Raw genomic sequence first — 18,205 nt, forward strand, 5'->3', positions numbered from 1 at the left:
TTCCTTTTTGGCTTACGTGTATTTGTTGAACACCTTCATACTAATTGCTAAACAAATAAGTGATAATACGATTAAATGGCAAAACATTATTGCTATATAGCAAAGGTAAGTATGGACAGTTTTGAAGGCATCAATGAGTTTGTTACGGTTGCTGAGAGCTTAGGGTTTTCTGCAGCGGCAAAACAGTTAGGTTGCAGTACTAGTCACGTCAGCCGCCAAGTCACAAGATTAGAAGAGCGACTAGGTGTCGCTTTGTTAGCGCGTTCGACAAGAATGGTGAGTCTAACGGAAGCGGGGCAAGCGTATTATCAACAGTGCAAAGAGTTGGTGATTGGGCTCCAGCAAGCCAATGAGCAACTTACCACGCAGCAAACTCAATTGAGTGGTACGTTACGCGTGAGCGCCGCTGGTGCGTTTTCTGAGAACCATGTAGCGCCTGCCTTGATGGCGTTTGCCAAGCAACATCCTAATCTCACGGTAGAGATCAACTTCAATACCAGCATGGTCAACTTTATTGAAGATGGTTTCGATTTTGCCATTCGTTACGGTAGGTTGAGTGATTCAGGCTTGGTTGCGAGAAAGCTGGTGGATCGTCCCATGGCAGCAGCAGCCAGTCAGCGTTATCTCGATGAACATGGTTTACCAACGCACCCCGAGCACCTCAAGCGTCATAGCTGCATTATTGCCAATAAGGACGTTTGGTTGTTTGAAAAAGACGGCAAGCCTTTAGATGGCGTAAAAGTGCAGGGCAGATGGAAGAGCAATAACGCACACACGGTCTTGCAAGCCTGTGCAGAAGGATTAGGTGTGGCGTACTTGCCGAAGAGCAGTTTCAACGATGCTATTTCGTCTGGTCGTTTGGTGCCAATCTTAGAGCCCTATTGGGGAAGTGGTAACAGCAGCTGGATTGTTTATCAGAATCGTCACTTTCTGCCACTACGAGCGCGATTGGCTATCGATTTTCTACTTGATCATTTTGCCGATTGGCAGGAGTAATGATGCTCTGCCAATCGGTTTATTTATCCATTCATTAGACTGTCAACATACCAACGTATCTACATGTTTTGATAGCTCGGTCCGCCGCCACCCTCAGGTGCTTTCCATGTGATGTTTTGCGATGGATCTTTGATGTCACAGGTTTTGCAATGCACACAGTTTGCGGCATTGATTTGAAACGTTCGCTCGCCTTCTACTTCTACCACTTCATACACGCCAGCAGGACAGTAGCGCTGGCTTGGCTCATCAAACTTCTTCAAATGGACTTGAATCGGAATATGAGGATAGGTGAGTTGTAAATGGCAAGGCTGATTTTCTTCGTGTTGTGTACCAGACAAAAACACTGATGAGGGTTTATCGAAACTGATTACACCATCTGGCTTCGAGTATTGAATAGGTTGGCACTCATCAATTGGTTTTAGCTGTTCATGATCGTGTGAAGGATCAGTGATCGTCCACGGTATTGATTTCTTAACCAGAGGTAGCCACAAATTGTGTTCGAAGGTGGAAAGTGCGCCGCCGAGTACGCTGCCGAATTTGTGAATGTTTGCACTAAAGTTACGTGTGTCACTAAGTTCTTCATACAGCCATGAATCTTCAAACTTGGTTTGGTAATCCGGTTCCGAATTGGATTGTGTGAATGCTTCGGCAATGGCTTCTGCGGCTAACAAACCGGATTTCATCGCAGTATGGCTGCCTTTGATCTTAGCGACGTTTAAGGTACCCGCATCACAACCAATCAATAAACCGCCGGGGAATTGCTGTCTCGGCAGAGAAGAGAGTCCACCTTTTGCAATGGCTCTGGCGCCATAAGCGATTCGTTGGGCGCCTTTCAAATGTTGTACGATCGCAGGGTGGTGCTTAAAGCGTTGAAATTCGTCAAACGGACTTAAGTAAGGATTGCTGTAATTCAAGTCGACAATAAGCCCGACGGCGATTTGGTTGTTCTCCATGTGATAGAGAAAACCGCCGCCCGTAGTGTTGGATTCACTCAGTGGATACCCAGCAGAGTGAATCACGCTGCCTGATTGATCTTTGGCATTGGCAGGTAACTCCCATATCTCTTTAAGCCCGAGCGCATAATGTTGCGGCTGTTTATCAGCGTCTAAACCAAATCGTTGGATGAGCTCTTTACCTAAATGACCTCGGCACCCCTCAGCGAATATGGTGTATTTGGCTTTTAGCTCAATACCGGTTTCAAAGTTGGGTTTGGCTTCTCCGTTCTTGTCCAAGCCCATATCGCTGGTGTTTACCCCTGTAACTGCGCCAAATGCATCGTAGTTAATTGTGGTTGCGGCGAAACCGGGATAGACCTCAACACCAAGTGATTCTGCTTGTTCTGCTAACCAACGACACAAGTTCGCTAAACTGATGACGTAGTTGTTTTCGTCATTGTGCATTGGGTTGGGAGTAAGAAAGTGGGGAACACGAACGTGATTAAGTTCTGTGGTTAGGTACAAGAAGGCATCGTTTTTTACGGCGGCGGAAAGCGGCGCGCCCATACTTTGCCAATCAGGAAAGAGTTCACCTAATGCACGCGTTTCGAATACCGCGCCAGATAAGATATGTGCACCAACCTCTGAGCCTTTTTCTACCACACAAATAGACAGCGGCTCACCTTCACGTTCTTGGTTGAGTTGCGCTAAGCGGCATGCTGCACTCAAACCTGCAGGTCCGGCGCCGACAATCACCACATCAAATTCCATGCATTCTCTTTCCATCTTCTTGCTTCCTTTATGCGAAACCTTTCTTTGTGTTTCAGGTGCTTCTTCTATTACGCAGTGCTCGTATAAAGAACTATAGTCCAGTTGACGTAAACGTAAACTAAACTAAGCTCAAATGGTAACGTCGTAGGGCGTGATAAAGATTTTGAGCGACAATGTCACAATGCATTTTTTGTTAGCAAGGTAATGAAAAGACTGAGCTTTAACACAAATCTTCGTCACGCATGACCCAATTGCTAGGACGCGTATCGCTTTGCGATCTGCTAGGAGGGAATGTGAAAGTACTGGTTGCGATTAAACGTGTAATTGACCCTTACGTTAAAGTAAGAGTCAAATCTGATGGTTCCGGCGTGGAAACCAACAACGTGAAGATGACGATGAACCCATTCTGTGAAATCGCGGTGGAAGAGGCAGTACGCCTTAAAGAAACTGGGGTAGCAGAGGAGGTGTTGGTGGTGTCGATTGGTGACACCAGTTGTCAGGAACAATTGCGCTCAGCGCTCGCATTAGGTGCGGATCGTGCGATTCATATTGATGTTGAACAGTCACCAGAACCGCTCGCGGTCGCGAAGTTACTCAAAGCAGTGATGGAGCAAGAACAGGCTCAATTGGTGCTGCTGGGTAAACAGTCAATCGATACGGATAACAACCAAGTCGCGCAAATGTTGGCAGCACTGACGAATCGTCCGCAGGGGACATTTGCATCGGAAGTGAAAGTAGAAGGGGAAACGGTTCTGGTTACTAGAGAAATTGACGGTGGATTAGAAACGCTCAAACTGGATTTGCCTGCGATCATCAGTACGGATTTGCGATTGAATGAACCGCGTTACGCCTCGCTACCGAATATCATGAAAGCGAAGAAGAAGCCGTTATCGGTAATGACGCCAGACTTCTTTGATGTGAGTGTTGAACGCTCTCAGCAAGTGCTGGAAGTTATGACTCCGCCTGCCCGTAAAGCCGGTGAGATGGTTGGCAGTGTGAGCGAGTTAGTCGACAAGCTCAAAAATGAAGCGAAAGTGATTTAGGAGGCATAACCATGGAAAACAAACCGTTAGCAACCTTGGTCGTGGTGGAGCACGACAACCAATCACTTTCTGCGGATACGTTACGTGCGCTGAGCGCAGCTTCTCAAATTCAACAAAACGGTGCCTCTTTGCCTGTCACCGCCTTGTTAGTTGGGCATCAGTGCGGCTCAGTATTGAATGAGTTGAAGTGTGTGCAAGGTATCTCACAGGTCATTGCGATTGATGCTTCCGAATATCAACATGCATTGGCAGAAAACTTGTCTACCTTGATTGCCGAAGTTGGTCGGGACTATTCGCATATCCTTGCCCCTGCGAGTACCTTCGGCAAGAACCTGATGCCCCGTGTCGCTGCCTCACTGGATGTTGGGCAACTGTCAGATGTGATTGCAATTGAATCGCTCGATACGGTTGTTCGCCCTATCTATGCCGGTAATGCGTTAGCCAGAGTTCGTTCGGACGATGCTACCAAAGTGATGACGATTCGAAGTTCAGCCTTTGACGCTATTGCTATGTCTGATTCACCAGTAGTTGAGAATGTCGTGACGTTAGAAACGGTCATTAAGGCAGAGCACAGTGAGTTTGTTTCACAGCAAAAAGCGGAAAGCGAAAGACCAGAGCTACCAGCGGCAAATGTCGTGGTTTCTGGTGGTCGCGGGTTAGGCAGTAAAGAGAATTTCGCGCTGGTGGAACAACTTGCCGATAAGCTTGGTGGAGCAATTGGTGCATCACGCGCTGCGGTAGACGCAGGCTTTGTCTCTAACGATTTGCAAGTAGGGCAGACGGGTAAGATTGTCGCGCCTCAACTGTACATTGCCGTGGGTATTTCCGGGGCGATTCAGCATTTGGCTGGGATGAAGGATTCCAAGGTGATTGTGGCGATCAACAGTGATCCAGAAGCGCCAATCTTCCAAGTCGCAGACTATGGTTTGGTAGGTGACCTGTTTGAGATTATGCCGGAGTTGCTGGAGAAGGTTTAATTCCACTATTTTTTGGGCGCCGTTCCCTAGAGCGAAGAATGAGCGAGTAGGGAATCTCTCATTCAAATTCATCCTCAAAACAAAAGGGCTTCCAATCGGAAGCCCTTTATTATTCATGACAAACGTTGCCTAAACACTTGGTTTTCTCAAGTGTTCTGCCAGTACTTTTGTGAACCTTGCTGCTTCACCGCCGGTACATGCGCGATGGTCAAACGTAATCGAAAGTGGCATAGCTTTCACTGCTACAGCTTGTCCGTTTCGAATTACAACCTTCTCAATGATTCGACCTGCACCGACAATCGCAACTTGTGGCGGCGTAACTACAGGCGTTGCGTAAATGCCTGCAATTGCGCCAAAGTTTGAGAGCGTAATGGTGGCGTGCTGTAACTGCTCACGACCAATCTTACGTTCACGTATGCCTTGTACGGTTTGGTCCAACCAACGGCGCACCTCTTGAGGCTCATATTCATCAGCATGTCGAAGAACAGGCACGTATAAACCGTGTCGGCTGTCTACGGCAATACCAATGTTCACCGTACTGTGAACACAACGCGTCATGGTTTCGGCATCAAACCACGCATTCATTGCTGGTTCTTCCTGACACGCATGTACAATGGCTTGGACCAGACGAATACTGATGTCTTCACCTTGCTTCCAGCCTTCCAAGACGGCTTCTTCTGTAATGGTGACCGCTGCGACATTGTGATGGGATTCCGCCATGGTCGATACCATGGTTCGGCGCGCACCTTTGAGTACTTCTGTGCCGGGGCGTTGTTTGCCTGCTTCATCGTAGATATCGGCATCGACGATCAAACCATCCGGACCGCTGCCTTTAACTAACTCTAAATCCACACCCAGTTTCTTCGCTAATAAGCGAGCAGAAGGTAGGGCAGTAATGAGGTTATCAGGCGATGGATTGTGTTCGCCCCCAATCCAGAAATCATCCACATTCACGCTGTGCGCATGTTGGGATACATTACCGACCACGGTTGCTGCATCGGCAGTTTGTTTTTTCTCGGAGACGGTTTGTTCTGCTCCCGTTTCATCGATTTCCAGAAGTAGAGCACCAATGTTGATTACGTCGCCTTCTTCACCATGACGACTCACGATACGACCGCCATAAGGCGCAGGAACATCCACGGTCGCCTTTGCGGTTTCGACAGTAAGCACCACTTGATCTAGCTTGACCATATCGCCAACACTAATATGCCATTTCACAATTTCTGACTCAGCGAGACCTTCGCCGAGATCGGGTAAGTTAAACGTCTTCATTTCCAATCCTCCACGAGTTCGCGCGCGGCGAGCACAATGTCTTCTTCCTGAATCATGTAATAATCTTCGTTGCGGTAGTACGGCATGATGGTATCCATGCCCGTGACGCGTTTTGGTGGTGCTTTGAGTAGGCACATTGCATGTTCTGCGGTTCTGGCTAGCAATTCTGAGCCGACACCACAGGTTTTGCTGGCTTCATGTACCACCAAGAGGCGTCCGGTTTTCTCAAGTGAACGGAAGATGGTCGCGGTATCAATGGGTTTGATGCTGGCTAAATCAATCACCTCAACTTCGATACCTTGATTGGATAGCGTTTGAGCCGCTTGCAGAGATTCGACCACGCAGGCGCCCCAAGTCACGAGCGTGATGTCACGGCCTTTTCGAAGGGTAAAGCAAGTGTCGAGAGGTAGTGCTTCGCCGTTATCCACCACTTCAGATTTCACTGTGCGATAGATACGTTTTGGTTCGAAAAACATCACCGGATCGTTGCTACGAATAGCTGCTATGAGCAAACCATAAGCGCGTTGAGGTGAGGAAGGAATCACAACCTTAAAGCCTGCGGTGTGAGCAAACAATGCTTCGACACTTTCGGAGTGATGCTCCGGTGCATGAATACCGCCACCAAACGGTGCACGGAACACTGCAGGGCAGGTGAGTCGACCACGGGTTCGGTTACGCATTCGCGCTGCATGACACATTAAATGCTCCAGTGCAGGGAAGACAAAGCCTTGGAATTGAAACTCTGCCACAGGTCTTAAACCTTGCGTTGCCATACCGACAGTGACACCGCCAATAAGCGCTTCAGCTAGAGGTGTGTCGATAACGCGCTTGAGACCGTATTTTTGCTTAAGCCCGACAGTGGCGCGGAATACACCGCCGTTGTCACCCACATCTTCACCTAGGACGATGACATTCGAATCGTGTTCCATTTCATGGTGCAGTGCGAGGTTCACTGCTTCAACTAACGTGAGTTCAGCCATGTTTCCCTCCCTGCATTCGCATTGCTTTGTTGATTAGCTCATCCCTTTGCGCATGAAGCTCTTGGGGTAGGGATTCATAAAGGAAATCGAAGCCCGTTTCAGGTGCTTGATTTGGCATGTTGAGATAACGTTCAACGGCGAGTTCTACTTGTTCTTTACAGTGGGCTTGCCACTCTTGTTCTTTCTCGTTACTCCAAACACCTTGATTGGTGAGAAAAGCTTTAAGGCGACGAACAGGCTCATATTGCCAAGCCGTTTGAACCTCGTCCTCGTTACGATAGCGGGTCGCGTCGTCGGCAGTGGTGTGGTCGCTCAGGCGGTAACTTACTGCTTCAATTAACGTTGCGCCTTTGCCTTTTCTGGCTCGTTCAAGGGCGGTTATTGTTGCGTCAAACACCGCAACGACGTCGTTGCCATCCACCGTAATGCCGGGGATGCCAGCACCTTTGGCTTTTTCTGAGAGAAATTCCGCGGCACATTGCAAACTGCGTGGTACGGAGATCGCCCATTGGTTATTGTTCACCACAAAGACCAATGGGATGTTCCATGCGCCCGCACAGTTAATGGATTCAAGGAAGTCACCTTTGGAAGTGCCGCCATCACCGCACATCACCAAAGCCGTATCGTGATTACCTTGGATTTTCAGTGCCGCCGCAACACCAACGGCATGGGTGCACTGGGTTGCGATTGGGACACAGAAGGGCAGATCTTTGCTAGGAAAAGGGCTGCCTTCAGGAGCGAAGTCGCTGCCGCGTTCATCACCTCCCCAGTACTGCAAGTTCTTTTCCATTCCTATACCACGACACCACATGGCGGGCATATCGCGATAATAAGGAACAAACACATCACTGGCTTTCAACGCTCTGCCTACCGCTATCCCCACGGCTTCCGAGCCAAGGTGTGATGGGTAGGTGCCTAATTTACCAGTGCGCTGCAAGGCAACGGCTTTGTTATCGTAGGTGCGAGTTAAGACCATGTCTTGATAAAACCCGACCAATATTTCGAGATCAGCCCAGTTGGGTAGTTGGCTGACGAGGTTCCCATCATGGTCGATAAACCGATGCATGGGTAATGCCTGAACGTTCATCTCAAGCTCCTTTTGACGCTGCGGGTCTTTTGGACTGCAGCTGCTCATTGTTTCGATCTCAGCCTGTATGGGTACTCAGGCTTTGATATCAGCGCAAAAGGTCATACCTAGGATTGCTGTTGTTTTGATAGTTATCGACGCTTTTGGTGCTCGTCTCTCTAACAAAAGTGTGTTCTGGTAAAACACAAGGCGTCATTTATTACTGCTGTTTACACCGCCTAATCCAGTGATGAATCTTGGTATAACCAGATACAGTAAGTGTAAACAAATTGTTAAATTATGCTTTAATTTGAGTTGTAACCCACAGTAAAGTTTCGCTTACACCGTACTTTTCTAGGATAAAATACTGCTTTTTTGAATTGTACGTTTTCGAAGTTGAAGGGAATCACTGAGTTTGACAGGAAATTTATAATAAAATTATGCTGTAAAATTCGACAGGTTGAGTAATTTATCAACCATATTCGCGCAGATCCAGTAACACGTTAATCTCTCCGTCACGCTTTGACGATAGATTTGAATTTGTCGCTTCCCTCGATAGTTGAATGCAGGTAGTGTGGCGACTAATGAAAGTCAGTGATATGCATGGAGAAGTTATGTACCACATTCATGTTTACTTCCCGCTTCAGCAGCAGGATAAAGCTCAAGCCTTGAATGAGATCATTCGTCAAGAACGCCAAGATGTTTTGCGCGTTTTCCCTTTAGTGTGCAAGTTGGTTGGTCCACATAAGATGCCGATGTTTGAGCTGCATGTTGAATCGATAAGTGATGAGTTTATCGCATGGCTTGATACCATTCGTGGCGGTTTTTCGGTTCTGATTCATCCTGTCAGTGACAACGAGCTGCGTGATCATACCGAGCGTGCGATTTGGTTAGGTCGTGAGCTTGGCGTATTTGAAGAAAAGCTCGAAGCATAATTCGTTTGGGTAGACCGTTTCTTTCCCTCCTATTTGGTCTATCCAGATTCAGCAATTCCGTCCATCGTGTGCTAAACCTTAATAACGGTAGTGATAAAGTCGTCACTGCCGTTTTGATTATATTTATGATGTTTAACAATGCGTTAAAACAAGATTAAGCACAAAAACAGGGAAGTGCAGTTTACGACCCCAACGCCATTGGTAGTGGAAAAGGACATTTCTGGAGGGGAAAGGGTATGCTTACAATACTCTTAGTAGCACTTGCGCTGTACATTTTCTGGTTGTTGTTTCGTAATGGTCCTGCGTTTGCAGAGCGAGTGCCGAACAAAAAACGTAACTGGGTCGGACCCACGTCCAATCAAAAAGAATGGCAGGGCTATTGCTCCGAGGTCTTTCAGCCATTTAGCTCTCAAACTACCTTTTATGCCATCGCGTATTTTGCCAATTTTGTCGCTGCGGCAAACGCTATTTCCTGGTCGATCGTGTACGAGGGCGATTATTCCGTCATCATCAGTCGCTTCGGTAGCTATTTCATTCTCAACACGTACGATGCCTTGGTGATATCTGGGTTCGTCGCACTGGCGTGTTTCATCATTAACTGGCAAATGGCGGTGCACTGCGCGGGGATCATGAGCCAGTATTTGGTGCGAATCTTAATCATCAATCGCACGCGCTTCGTTGCGATCAGCTTGGTGTTCTGTAGCTACTTTGCGTACTTGCTGACTGTCGGCATTTTCTGGTTGTTCCACGATGGATACTCCATTTGGCATGGGCTTACGCTCACTCCGGTATTTCTGCTGTTGGCTTTGTTGCTTGCGGTTGTGTTGCCATCAATGAAGAAAGAACCTGCCGAGAAAGAGTAAGCGCCACTTATTTCATTGAGTTGCGGTAGTAATTCCACTGAGGTTGAGGTAGGATTGCCGACCTTTTTTTCGTCAGTGGGAGGACTTATGTATATCGGCTTTGACTACGGCACCGCGAACTGCTCGGTGGCGAAAATGGAACAAGGTGAACCGCAACTTTTAAACCTTGAAGGGAATAGCCCTTACATTCCTTCCACCCTTGCTGCACCAACGCGAGAGTCGGTGTCTGAACACTTGTTCCGCCATCGCAGCATCAAACCTTTCGATCAGGTTGGTGAGCAGGTTTTGCGCCGCGCGATCAACCTTAATCGTGAAGAAAGTATTGAACTTGAGCCAGAGGACATGGCGTTTGGTCAAGCGGCATTGAATCGCTACTTGGAAGATCCTCGCGATATCTATTACGTGAAGTCTCCAAAGTCTTTCCTCGGTGCTTCTGGTCTGCGTGATGTTCAGCTGAGTTTCTTTGAAGATCTGGTTTGCGCCATGATGGACAACATCAAAGCGCAAGCAGAGAACAGTGCGCAGCAAATTATCACTGATGCGGTGATTGGTCGTCCGATCAACTTCCACGGTCGTGGCGGTGAGACGGCGAACATTCAAGCGGAAGGCATTCTTTTAAGAGCAGCAAAACGTGCTGGTTTTCAGAACATCGAATTCCAATTTGAACCGGTAGCCGCAGGTCTGGAATACGAAGCGACGCTAACCGAAGATAAAACCATACTAGTGGTCGATATCGGTGGTGGTACGACAGACTGTTCTTTGATTCAAATGGGACCATCTTGGCGAGGTAAAGCCGACCGTACAGCAAGTCTGTTGGCGCACAGTGGTCAGCGCATTGGTGGTAACGATTTGGATATCGCCTTGGCGTTCAAACAACTGATGTTCCCATTCGGTATGGAGAGCAAGATGGAATCGGGCATCATGATGCCAACCACGCAGTTCTGGAATCCAATTGCGATCAACAATGTAGAAGCGCAGAGCGATTTCTACTCACGTGAAAACTTATCGGCATTGAAACTGCTGCACAAGCAAGCGCAAGAGCCTGAGAAGTTGGCTCGTTTACTAGAGGTTTACCACGAGTCGCTAGGCTACAACATCGTACGTCGTGCAGAAGAAGCCAAAGTCGCGTTGTCTGACCAAGCGTCTTATCGTGCGGGCATTAACTTGTTGTCTGAGTTGATTGAAGTCGATGTTCAACGTGATGAGATGATTGAAGCGATTGAATCACCGAAGAATAAGATGACGGCTTTGGTTACTGAAGCAGTAGAGCAAGCGGGCGTGAAGCCGGATGCGATCTTTATGACTGGTGGTTCGGCACGTTCACCTATTTTGCGTGATGCAGTGCAGACAGTATTGCCAAACATTCCAGTGGTGAGTGGCAACTACTTTGGTTCGGTCACTGCTGGTCTAGCGCGCTGGGCAGAGGTTTGCTTTAAGCAAGACCGAGTTAGCTGTTGTTAGATTCCTGATCTCGCCTAGGCTCGTCGGAATGACGAGTAGGGAATCTCTAAAGTGCACATCAGTACAACCAAATGTGCACACGACTAGAATCATAGGTACCAAAAGAAAAACAGCCCGCTAAAGTAGCGGGCTCTTTTCGTTTAAGCGATTAATGATGGTGCGTGTGCTTTTCCATGTGGTCTTTCTTCTCAACCGCCATTTCTACTTCCACTTTGCCTGCTTTTTTGAACGTCAAAGTCACAGGGAAACGGTCGCCTTCTTTTAGCGTTTGGGTTGGGTTGAAGATCATGAGATGGAAGCTGCCTGGCTTGAATTCCACTTTCTGCTGAGGCTCTACCACGACTTCATCAATCTTAATCATCTTCATCATGCCGTCTTCTTTTGTGTGAGTATGGATCTCCACACGGTCAGCAATCGGTGTTGAAGCCGCAATTAGCGCATCATCAGCGTCACCTAGGTTGCTTAACTGAAAGAAACCGCCAATCACTGGGGCATTTGGTGGCGCTTCACGGCTCCAAGGATGATCGATGTGAATCTTGCCTGCTTCGTATTCGTGAGCAAGGCCGAGTGGGCTTGCCAATAAAGCGATAAGAGCGATGGCTGTGGTTTTCATCAGTTTGATCATTTGTGTTTTCCTTTTTAAATCTGGCTGTTCTCTATTGGTTCTTCGATAGGATTAATACGTTATGTTTATTTACCGACTACTTCGTTGAGTATTTAGGTGTGGAAAACACAAGGCGGAGACTGCTTAGGCGCTACGTATTTGTATACTTTTTTTCCGCAAGCTGCGAAATGGTAGGGAATGAAAACGTGCTTGGTGCGTCGTAACCAAGAGAGTGTGGTCAGATACAGAGCGAACGCGATAGCGATAAAGAATTGCGCCGCTTGCAATAATGGACATTCAAACTGAAACCCATCGTGCAGGTTAAGATCTTGAACAAATTCAGAATTGGGTAGTGCGTTGGCTTCAATCAGTTCGTTAATATCCACCCATTTAAAGCCATCAGCGGTACACAGCAACACCTTTTCATCTTGAACTTGGTTTAGCCAGTTTTCGCTGAGGATTTGCGTAGGGTTCAGTGCCGCAGTCGACGTTAGGTACAGCTGAAACAGCACAGCAATGATGATCATGACTGCGCTTATCGCTTTCTTTCCATGCTGTGTTCTGAGTGTATCCATACGACTTTTTATTATGAAGCGGAGATACGCTAATTGGCTGTAAGACTATGTTTCGGCGCAGGATAGTAACAAACGAACATCAAATTGTAATCGCGAGTTTATAAAAAGGTGATGTGAGTGTGTTTTATTTGTTTTGCGGTTTTTTATTCTGAGAACACATATCGTAAAGATTTATCGTTCCGGAAGCTTTCAAACCTATTGGTGCGCTGAATGTTGCAAATTGAGCTGGTGATTTTGCGTGCTAGAATCGCACTGATTCAATTCAAACTGATTATCTATTCCTCACTTGTTTTCCATTAACGGAATTATGACAGTAATTTAATAAAGGATACGGTATTCTCCGCACCTTTGTAGTTGCTTGAAGCGCCCGTCATATAAGGGCTGCGGAATCTTAAGAAATTTCTCCAATGAAATACGAACAACAGATCGGATATCGATATCCTAAAGGTCGATTTGCAATGGTGAGCGTATACGCGTTTACCGGCGCTGCGATTTTAGCATCGACTATTTTTTCTCTTTTACTGTTTTTGTCGATTGACGAAAACCCAATGATGCAGGCGCTATTTGGTGGTCTGGCGATCATCTTTGAAGCGGGTAAGTTTTACGCTTGGTATGAATACGGTGAGCGTCGTGCACACAGAAACTACACCGGAGCCCTAACGGCGTTAGTGTTCTATTTGGTGCTTGCCGCTATTTCTATCGGCGGTAGTATCGGTGGCATCAACAGTGCGACCAACAGCGCCCAAAGTCATATCTCTGTAGAGCAAGCGAAAGTGGAAGCGTACAACCGTCAGATTGCATCAATCGATAAGCAGATTGAACTGAACAACATGGCGGCGCAAAAGTACATCGAGATGGAGCGTATCGCGACTGGCGTAACGCGCATTCAAGAGCAGAACAAAAAGCTACGTGAAGAGCAGCAACGTTTAGCAACAGAGCGAGATAGCTTACCGCCAGTGGCGCAAGGCTCGGTGATTGGCCTGATCGACAGCTTAGCGAAAGCATTTGGAACGACTTCTTCTCAAGCGCAGTTGGGCTTGGTGGTGTTCTTATCTATCTTGTTAGATTTCTTTGCTGCTTTCTTTGTGGGTTTGATTGGTGAAGAGAATCGCTTCCGCCATTTCTTCCGTCGTAACGATGGTATAACGCTCGCAAACGTCCGAGATATTGAGCCAGAGCCGGCGGGGTACCTGCCTCACATCAAAGAGGAAACTGAGCCTGAAGCGCAACAAGAGCTTGAACCAGAAGAGCCAAAAACGTTATTAGAGCAGGTGAGTGATGCGTTAAAAGGTCACCAAATTACTTGCACCAAAAAAGCAGTGGCGAAGCAGTTCAGGCTCTCGGCAGAAGAAGTCGACAAAGTGTTTGAAGAACTGGCCGAACTTGGTTTAGTCGGTAAGAAAGCCAACCACCATTACCACTGGATTGGTCAGGCCGAAGCGGCTTAAGCATCGCGAACGAAAAACAAAAGAGCGTCCACATGGACGCTCTTTTTATTCGATTACTTTATACCTATATTCACTTCAAACCAATAGACACAAATCGATTCACATCAGGCTGAGATTAATCTGTGATGATCTTCTTGGTCGAGTTTTTAATTGGTTTTTTTTCTTTCTCTGGCATGGCCGCATCAACGGCTTTCCCAGCAAGCCCCTCATCCGGTAGCGCTTCTTTACCAGCTTCTACCGTCGTGTCTTTTAAGGCTTCTTTTGGTGTGCATCGACCACCGACACCCACAACCGCTTTAGTGGCTGTTGCTTTAGCTGCTTTTTCTGCATCACAGTCTGGGTCCAAAACACCTGCGTGCGCAGAGGTTGCGCCGAATAGGAGAAGAAGTAGGGCAAGGTTACGTTTGTTCATTACAGTTACCGTCTTCGTGTAAACATGAATTAAGTGTAACTGAGTGATGTGAGTTTGCAGGAAAAGAAAAGTGCCGCCGAAGCAACACTTGCGAGTTTCTGTTGTAATTTCGGAACTTTAGTCGTTCGCGAGTTCAATTTCTCTTGCGATATTTTGATCGTTAATTACTACGCCATCGACTTCGATCGTCGCACCATCTAATTGTGCTTCTTGCACGCCATTGAGCTGGGTATTGGTATCAATCACCACCGTTTTGGTTTGGAATTCGGGCCCATGATCGTTTTGGCAGGCCAGCACGAAAGTTCGGGAGTTTGCGTCGTAACTGTTTACTAAGCCTGTGCACTCAAAAGACTCCAATCGCTCTGGTGTGTTGTCGCTGTTTGTCGCCGCGAAACTGCTTGCTGAAGCACAAGCACCGAAAAGCATAATTAGAGGCAGTGTCATTTTACGCATTATTAATCCCTCATTTGGTTGTACGTATTTAAAAAGGATAATAGAGATAGCATCAATGCGTACAAACGAAAAAAGCACCACGCGGGTGGTGCTTTGATCGGGATAAATACTAGTCGTCGAGCTCTACTTCGCGAGCAATGTTTTGACCATTAATGATAATACCTTCAACTTCAACTGGAGTGCCGTTGATGTTCTTCTTATCAATATGCTCGAATCGAGTTTGTGTATCGACGATAACTTCATTGTTTGCAATCATTTGTTCTGAATCATTTTCACAGCGAGAGACTTTAAAAGATACGAGCTCGTTGGTTTTTTCGTTGAAAATAGCGTTAGAAACGCGGCCGCCACACTCAAATTCTTTGCCTTTCCAGTTACCTTGGTTGTCATCCCAATCAGGTTGGTCAAATTCAACGATAGACGCAATACGTTGACCTGATACGTTTTTAGAAGTCACCTCAACTTCAACACCTTGTTTTAGGTTTGTTTTCAGGCTTGAATCACAGCTGTAACTGTCATCTAAGCGGTAACATGTTGATGAATCAGTAGCGAATGAGCCACGGTAGTTTAGAGTGAAACTTGGCATACTTGTATGCAAGTCCTCAACTGAAGTGATAATACCCTCGATATCGCTGTCATCAAATGCATTATCGATGTCATAACTGTCTAGCTCAATTTCTGTCGCAGCAAAGTGATCCCCTGCGTTATGGCCTTCAACTTCTACCCATTGGCCAACCTTTAAACCATCCATTGGTAGACGTGCGTTACCGTAATTAACATGAATATCTGAACCTAAGACAAACATTTCTTCGTTAGTGTTGATACTCGCAATTCGACCTTCAATTTCGTAGTGATCTTTTAGAAACGGATACTCATCGTCTACATCTATCACAACAACAGAAAGGACCTTATAACCTGCGTCCGCTGTTGGTAGAGAAGACACAAATACCCAATCACCAACGCCGATATCACTTGGTAGATCTGCATACTTAAGAGTTATACCATTTACAGCAAATGAAGTGCCGTTGCGGTAAGTAACAAGACCTGCCATTGTTGGCTCTAGTGTCACAGTTGCTGAGCTTGCTTTTTGTGCCGTATTCACTTGAACCATCATATTGGTCATATTTGGTGTGAAAGTGAAGTTTGGTAGAGTCGTGTTATTGAACTTCACACTTTCAACGGTGAATGGACGACCGTTCACCGTAATTTTGTTTCCGTTAACCTTTTCAATAGAACCCGTAACTGATGCAATCGATGGCTCTGTTACTGGTGGAGTTACAGAACCACCAGTGTTGTCGCCACCGCCGTCACCAGACCCGCCACAACCAGATAATGCCAAACCCACTGCCGCTACAAGCGCTAATTTTTTCATGATATCGACCTATTTTTGAAAGCTTATTTATGAATTTGGTTGTATCTTATGACGCGTATCGTGAAGTGATCGTGAAGAAACGTGAGCCTATGAAAATATTAATTGTCGACGATAATCACAATGTTTCAGAAACCATTGCCGATTATCTAGAACTCGAAGGAATGACCATTGATTGCGCTTACCACGGAGAGGCTGCGCTAAATTTAATTCAAGAAAATCATTACGATGTCATCATCATGGACATCATGATGCCAAAACTCGATGGCATCAGTACGGTTGAGAAACTACGCCAAGAACTTCTTTGTGGTACCCCAATTTTGTTCTTAACCGCCAAAGATACCTTAGATGACAAAGTGGCTGCCTTTAACGCGGGTGGCGATGATTATCTGATGAAGCCTTTTGCCATGCAGGAGCTGAGCTTGAGAGTTCATGCTCTGGCCAATCGAGGCCCAAGACAAGACATTGGTACATTGAAGTTTGCCGACATTAGTTTGGATGCTCGCACTGATGAAGTGACGCGCATGGGCAAACACATCAAGCTGAGTCGTATTCAAACCAAAATTCTCAAGTTGCTATTGAAGCGTGCACCGTCTGCGGTTTCTCGTACTGAGGTTATTGAGAACGTGTGGGGCGATGAACCGCCGGGCAGTGATGCATTAAGAAGCCACATTTATGGTTTAAGAACGGCACTCGATAAGGGCTTTGATGATTCCAGATTAGAGACGATTCATGGACAAGGCTACCGACTCAAAGCATAAAGAATACCCGAGTATCTATCGCAAGATTCGCTGGGGTTTTGGCTTGATGACCTTTGCGATGTTCACCTTATTTTGGTCGTTGATCTACGTTGCTGAGAATAAACTCGAAGTATTGAGCTTGCACCACTGGCTTGATACCGAAGTGGCACTTTACAAAGAAAACTACCAACAGATGGGGTGGGATGCGCCATTGCCAAATGTGATGGAGTTTGACTCGTATTGGAGCGAAGCGCCAACGCCAGATTGGTTGTTGTCGTTCAAGTTTCCTGGCTTCTACGAATACTTATTAGGTGAAGAAGATAAGCACTTCGTGGTGTTCGAGCATCCGTCTGGAAAAGGGCTAATGTACATCGTCTTCCAAGATGATTCCGATGACTACTTGGACGAATACGAAAGCTCGCTGCATCAATTTACTTTCTTCTTGGGTGGCTTGTTCTCCATCATCATGGTCGGCTATGGCGTTTACATGGTGCGTATTCTGTCTCGACCGTTAGCGAAGATCGAAGACAAGATTGGCAGAATGCCGCCGGATCAACCAACGTTTGAGGTTGATACCAAGTTCAGCGAAACACGCCATATCGAACAGACGCTATTAGACAGCAAGAACGAGATCGCAGGCTACTTCAAACGAGAACAAGAGTTCAGCCGCTTTGCGTCACACGAGCTACGCACGCCAATCATGGTGATCAAAGGGTCTACCGACATTCTGAGCCGTGTTCCAGAGCAACTGCCTATCGCACAAAAGGCAATTACGCGTATGCAGTCGGCTTGTGAAGAGATGCGAGTGTTAACGGAGGCCTTTTTGCTATTGGGTAAAGAGAAGGTAGAACTACAACATTACGCGGATCATGCGCTATTGCGTTGCTTGAACCAGCAGCTCGACGAACTCGCGCCGTTATTTGCCAAGCAAGGGGCGGAGTACAAGTTGGAAGAGACCAACAGTGGTATGGTGCATGCACCGGAAAGCTTCGTAACGATTGTCATCAATAATCTGATAAAAAACGCTTTCAGCTACAGTGTGGGTGATATAGAAATTGCTCTCAATGAGACACAGCTTATTATTGTGAATCGCCACGATGGCAACGAAACCTACAACGCTGGCTATGGATGTGGCTTGGTGATTGTTGAGCGCATCTGTGAGCGAATGAGTTGGCCATTTGAACTGGATGATGATGGCGTCAGGTTTACTGCAAAAATCGATTTTCGCTCCTAAACGTGCGCAAATAATTTAAAGCCAGAGAACGTACTCTGGCTTTTTTGTATCTAACTGCCAGTGAAACAAGAAAA

At 46.7% G+C, this 18,205-nt stretch carries 18 protein-coding genes; 9 read left to right on the forward strand and 9 right to left on the reverse strand.

All coding sequences use genetic code 11. The features are described from left to right. Nucleotides 1–111: 111 nt before the first annotated feature. Entirely contained in the window at nucleotides 112–996 is an 885-nt protein-coding gene (locus tag H735_RS16310; protein WP_020197281.1) for a LysR family transcriptional regulator, read from the forward strand. A gap of 59 nt (nucleotides 997–1,055) precedes the next feature. Here H735_RS16310 and H735_RS16315 read toward each other — a convergent pair whose 3' ends face one another. Next, entirely contained in the window at nucleotides 1,056–2,717 is a 1,662-nt protein-coding gene (locus H735_RS16315; protein ID WP_027726795.1) for an electron transfer flavoprotein-ubiquinone oxidoreductase, read from the reverse strand. Between the two features lie 278 nt (nucleotides 2,718–2,995). On the opposite strand from H735_RS16315, the gene H735_RS16320 reads away from it, so the two are divergent. Beyond that, complete coding sequence (locus H735_RS16320; RefSeq protein ID WP_020197283.1) at nucleotides 2,996–3,745, forward strand: electron transfer flavoprotein subunit beta/FixA family protein; 750 nt, start codon at nucleotides 2,996–2,998, stop codon at nucleotides 3,743–3,745. Nucleotides 3,746–3,756: 11 nt separating this feature from the next. Continuing rightward, the gene (locus tag H735_RS16325; RefSeq protein WP_020197284.1) at nucleotides 3,757–4,722 is read left to right on the forward strand and encodes an electron transfer flavoprotein subunit alpha/FixB family protein; all 966 of its coding nucleotides are present in this window, start codon (nucleotides 3,757–3,759) and stop codon (nucleotides 4,720–4,722) included. Nucleotides 4,723–4,851: 129 nt separating this feature from the next. On the opposite strand, the gene H735_RS16330 is transcribed toward H735_RS16325, so the two are convergent. The 3 genes from H735_RS16330 to pdhA are packed head-to-tail and all read right to left on the reverse strand — an operon-like array spanning nucleotide 4,852 to nucleotide 8,061. Beyond that, complete coding sequence (locus H735_RS16330) at nucleotides 4,852–5,994, reverse strand: dihydrolipoamide acetyltransferase family protein (protein WP_020197285.1); 1,143 nt, start codon at nucleotides 5,992–5,994, stop codon at nucleotides 4,852–4,854. Further along, the gene (locus H735_RS16335) at nucleotides 5,991–6,974 is read right to left on the reverse strand and encodes an alpha-ketoacid dehydrogenase subunit beta (protein WP_020197286.1); all 984 of its coding nucleotides are present in this window, start codon (nucleotides 6,972–6,974) and stop codon (nucleotides 5,991–5,993) included. Before H735_RS16335 ends, H735_RS16330 begins: the two co-directional genes overlap by 4 nt. After that, nucleotides 6,967–8,061: a pyruvate dehydrogenase (acetyl-transferring) E1 component subunit alpha gene (pdhA, locus tag H735_RS16340; protein WP_020197287.1), complete on the reverse strand. Its 1,095-nt coding sequence runs from the start codon at nucleotides 8,059–8,061 to the stop codon at nucleotides 6,967–6,969. The genes H735_RS16335 and pdhA overlap by 8 nt, the downstream gene beginning before the upstream one ends. Nucleotides 8,062–8,654: 593 nt before the next feature. Between pdhA and H735_RS16345 the strand changes: the two genes are divergently transcribed. From H735_RS16345 to yegD, 3 genes are all read left to right on the forward strand, one after another. Next, nucleotides 8,655–8,975, forward strand: a complete 321-nt coding sequence (locus tag H735_RS16345) for a DOPA 4,5-dioxygenase family protein (protein WP_005450131.1) — start codon at nucleotides 8,655–8,657, stop codon at nucleotides 8,973–8,975. Nucleotides 8,976–9,211: 236 nt separating this feature from the next. Continuing rightward, complete coding sequence (locus H735_RS16350) at nucleotides 9,212–9,838, forward strand: hypothetical protein (RefSeq protein ID WP_020197288.1); 627 nt, start codon at nucleotides 9,212–9,214, stop codon at nucleotides 9,836–9,838. 87 nt (nucleotides 9,839–9,925) lie between these two features. Then, nucleotides 9,926–11,299, forward strand: coding sequence for a molecular chaperone (gene yegD / locus H735_RS16355; RefSeq protein WP_020197289.1), 1,374 nt, complete (start codon nucleotides 9,926–9,928; stop codon nucleotides 11,297–11,299). 148 nt (nucleotides 11,300–11,447) lie between these two features. On the opposite strand, the gene H735_RS16360 is transcribed toward yegD, so the two are convergent. Together H735_RS16360 and H735_RS16365 are read right to left on the reverse strand one after the other, a co-directional pair. Then, nucleotides 11,448–11,924, reverse strand: a complete 477-nt coding sequence (locus H735_RS16360; protein WP_020197290.1) for a copper chaperone PCu(A)C — start codon at nucleotides 11,922–11,924, stop codon at nucleotides 11,448–11,450. Between the two features lie 92 nt (nucleotides 11,925–12,016). After that, on the reverse strand, nucleotides 12,017–12,478 hold the full coding sequence (locus tag H735_RS16365) for a hypothetical protein (protein WP_027726796.1): 462 nt from the start codon (nucleotides 12,476–12,478) through the stop codon (nucleotides 12,017–12,019). Between the two features lie 407 nt (nucleotides 12,479–12,885). Between H735_RS16365 and H735_RS16370 the strand changes: the two genes are divergently transcribed. Continuing rightward, nucleotides 12,886–13,926 carry a hypothetical protein gene (locus H735_RS16370; RefSeq protein ID WP_020197292.1) on the forward strand — a complete coding sequence of 347 codons (1,041 nt, stop codon included), beginning with the start codon at nucleotides 12,886–12,888 and terminating at the stop codon, nucleotides 13,924–13,926. 115 nt (nucleotides 13,927–14,041) lie between these two features. Here the strand turns inward: H735_RS16370 and H735_RS16375 are convergent, their stop codons facing one another. From H735_RS16375 to H735_RS16385, 3 genes are all read right to left on the reverse strand, one after another. Continuing rightward, nucleotides 14,042–14,338 carry a hypothetical protein gene (locus H735_RS16375; protein ID WP_020197293.1) on the reverse strand — a complete coding sequence of 99 codons (297 nt, stop codon included), beginning with the start codon at nucleotides 14,336–14,338 and terminating at the stop codon, nucleotides 14,042–14,044. A 117-nt stretch (nucleotides 14,339–14,455) separates the two neighbouring features. Beyond that, the gene (locus tag H735_RS16380; RefSeq protein WP_020197294.1) at nucleotides 14,456–14,791 is read right to left on the reverse strand and encodes a hypothetical protein; all 336 of its coding nucleotides are present in this window, start codon (nucleotides 14,789–14,791) and stop codon (nucleotides 14,456–14,458) included. A gap of 109 nt (nucleotides 14,792–14,900) precedes the next feature. Then, nucleotides 14,901–16,160, reverse strand: a complete 1,260-nt coding sequence (locus tag H735_RS16385; RefSeq protein ID WP_020197295.1) for a DUF5666 domain-containing protein — start codon at nucleotides 16,158–16,160, stop codon at nucleotides 14,901–14,903. An 89-nt stretch (nucleotides 16,161–16,249) separates the two neighbouring features. Here H735_RS16385 and H735_RS16390 point away from each other — a divergent pair, with 89 nt between their 5' ends. Together H735_RS16390 and H735_RS16395 are read left to right on the forward strand one after the other, a co-directional pair. After that, nucleotides 16,250–16,918: a response regulator transcription factor gene (locus H735_RS16390; protein WP_009704613.1), complete on the forward strand. Its 669-nt coding sequence runs from the start codon at nucleotides 16,250–16,252 to the stop codon at nucleotides 16,916–16,918. Then, on the forward strand, nucleotides 16,890–18,131 hold the full coding sequence (locus H735_RS16395) for a sensor histidine kinase (RefSeq protein ID WP_020197296.1): 1,242 nt from the start codon (nucleotides 16,890–16,892) through the stop codon (nucleotides 18,129–18,131). The genes H735_RS16390 and H735_RS16395 overlap by 29 nt, the downstream gene beginning before the upstream one ends. Nucleotides 18,132–18,205 lie beyond the last annotated feature (74 nt).

The sequence above is a fragment of the Vibrio owensii CAIM 1854 = LMG 25443 genome (assembly GCF_000817815.1).
Lineage (GTDB): Bacteria > Pseudomonadota > Gammaproteobacteria > Enterobacterales > Vibrionaceae > Vibrio > Vibrio owensii.

Coding starts and splice junctions, on each gene's coding strand:
- H735_RS16310 (WP_020197281.1), top strand. CDS start 112: ATGGACAGTTTTGAAGGCATCAATGAGTTTGTTACGGTTGCTGAGAGC.
- H735_RS16315 (WP_027726795.1), bottom strand. CDS start 2,717: ATGGAAAGAGAATGCATGGAATTTGATGTGGTGATTGTCGGCGCCGGA.
- H735_RS16325 (WP_020197284.1), top strand. CDS start 3,757: ATGGAAAACAAACCGTTAGCAACCTTGGTCGTGGTGGAGCACGACAAC.
- H735_RS16330 (WP_020197285.1), bottom strand. CDS start 5,994: ATGAAGACGTTTAACTTACCCGATCTCGGCGAAGGTCTCGCTGAGTCA.
- H735_RS16335 (WP_020197286.1), bottom strand. CDS start 6,974: ATGGCTGAACTCACGTTAGTTGAAGCAGTGAACCTCGCACTGCACCAT.
- pdhA (WP_020197287.1), bottom strand. CDS start 8,061: ATGAACGTTCAGGCATTACCCATGCATCGGTTTATCGACCATGATGGG.
- H735_RS16345 (WP_005450131.1), top strand. CDS start 8,655: ATGTACCACATTCATGTTTACTTCCCGCTTCAGCAGCAGGATAAAGCT.
- H735_RS16350 (WP_020197288.1), top strand. CDS start 9,212: ATGCTTACAATACTCTTAGTAGCACTTGCGCTGTACATTTTCTGGTTG.
- yegD (WP_020197289.1), top strand. CDS start 9,926: ATGTATATCGGCTTTGACTACGGCACCGCGAACTGCTCGGTGGCGAAA.
- H735_RS16360 (WP_020197290.1), bottom strand. CDS start 11,924: ATGATCAAACTGATGAAAACCACAGCCATCGCTCTTATCGCTTTATTG.
- H735_RS16365 (WP_027726796.1), bottom strand. CDS start 12,478: ATGGATACACTCAGAACACAGCATGGAAAGAAAGCGATAAGCGCAGTC.
- H735_RS16370 (WP_020197292.1), top strand. CDS start 12,886: ATGAAATACGAACAACAGATCGGATATCGATATCCTAAAGGTCGATTT.
- H735_RS16375 (WP_020197293.1), bottom strand. CDS start 14,338: ATGAACAAACGTAACCTTGCCCTACTTCTTCTCCTATTCGGCGCAACC.
- H735_RS16380 (WP_020197294.1), bottom strand. CDS start 14,791: ATGCGTAAAATGACACTGCCTCTAATTATGCTTTTCGGTGCTTGTGCT.
- H735_RS16385 (WP_020197295.1), bottom strand. CDS start 16,160: ATGAAAAAATTAGCGCTTGTAGCGGCAGTGGGTTTGGCATTATCTGGT.
- H735_RS16390 (WP_009704613.1), top strand. CDS start 16,250: ATGAAAATATTAATTGTCGACGATAATCACAATGTTTCAGAAACCATT.
- H735_RS16395 (WP_020197296.1), top strand. CDS start 16,890: ATGGACAAGGCTACCGACTCAAAGCATAAAGAATACCCGAGTATCTAT.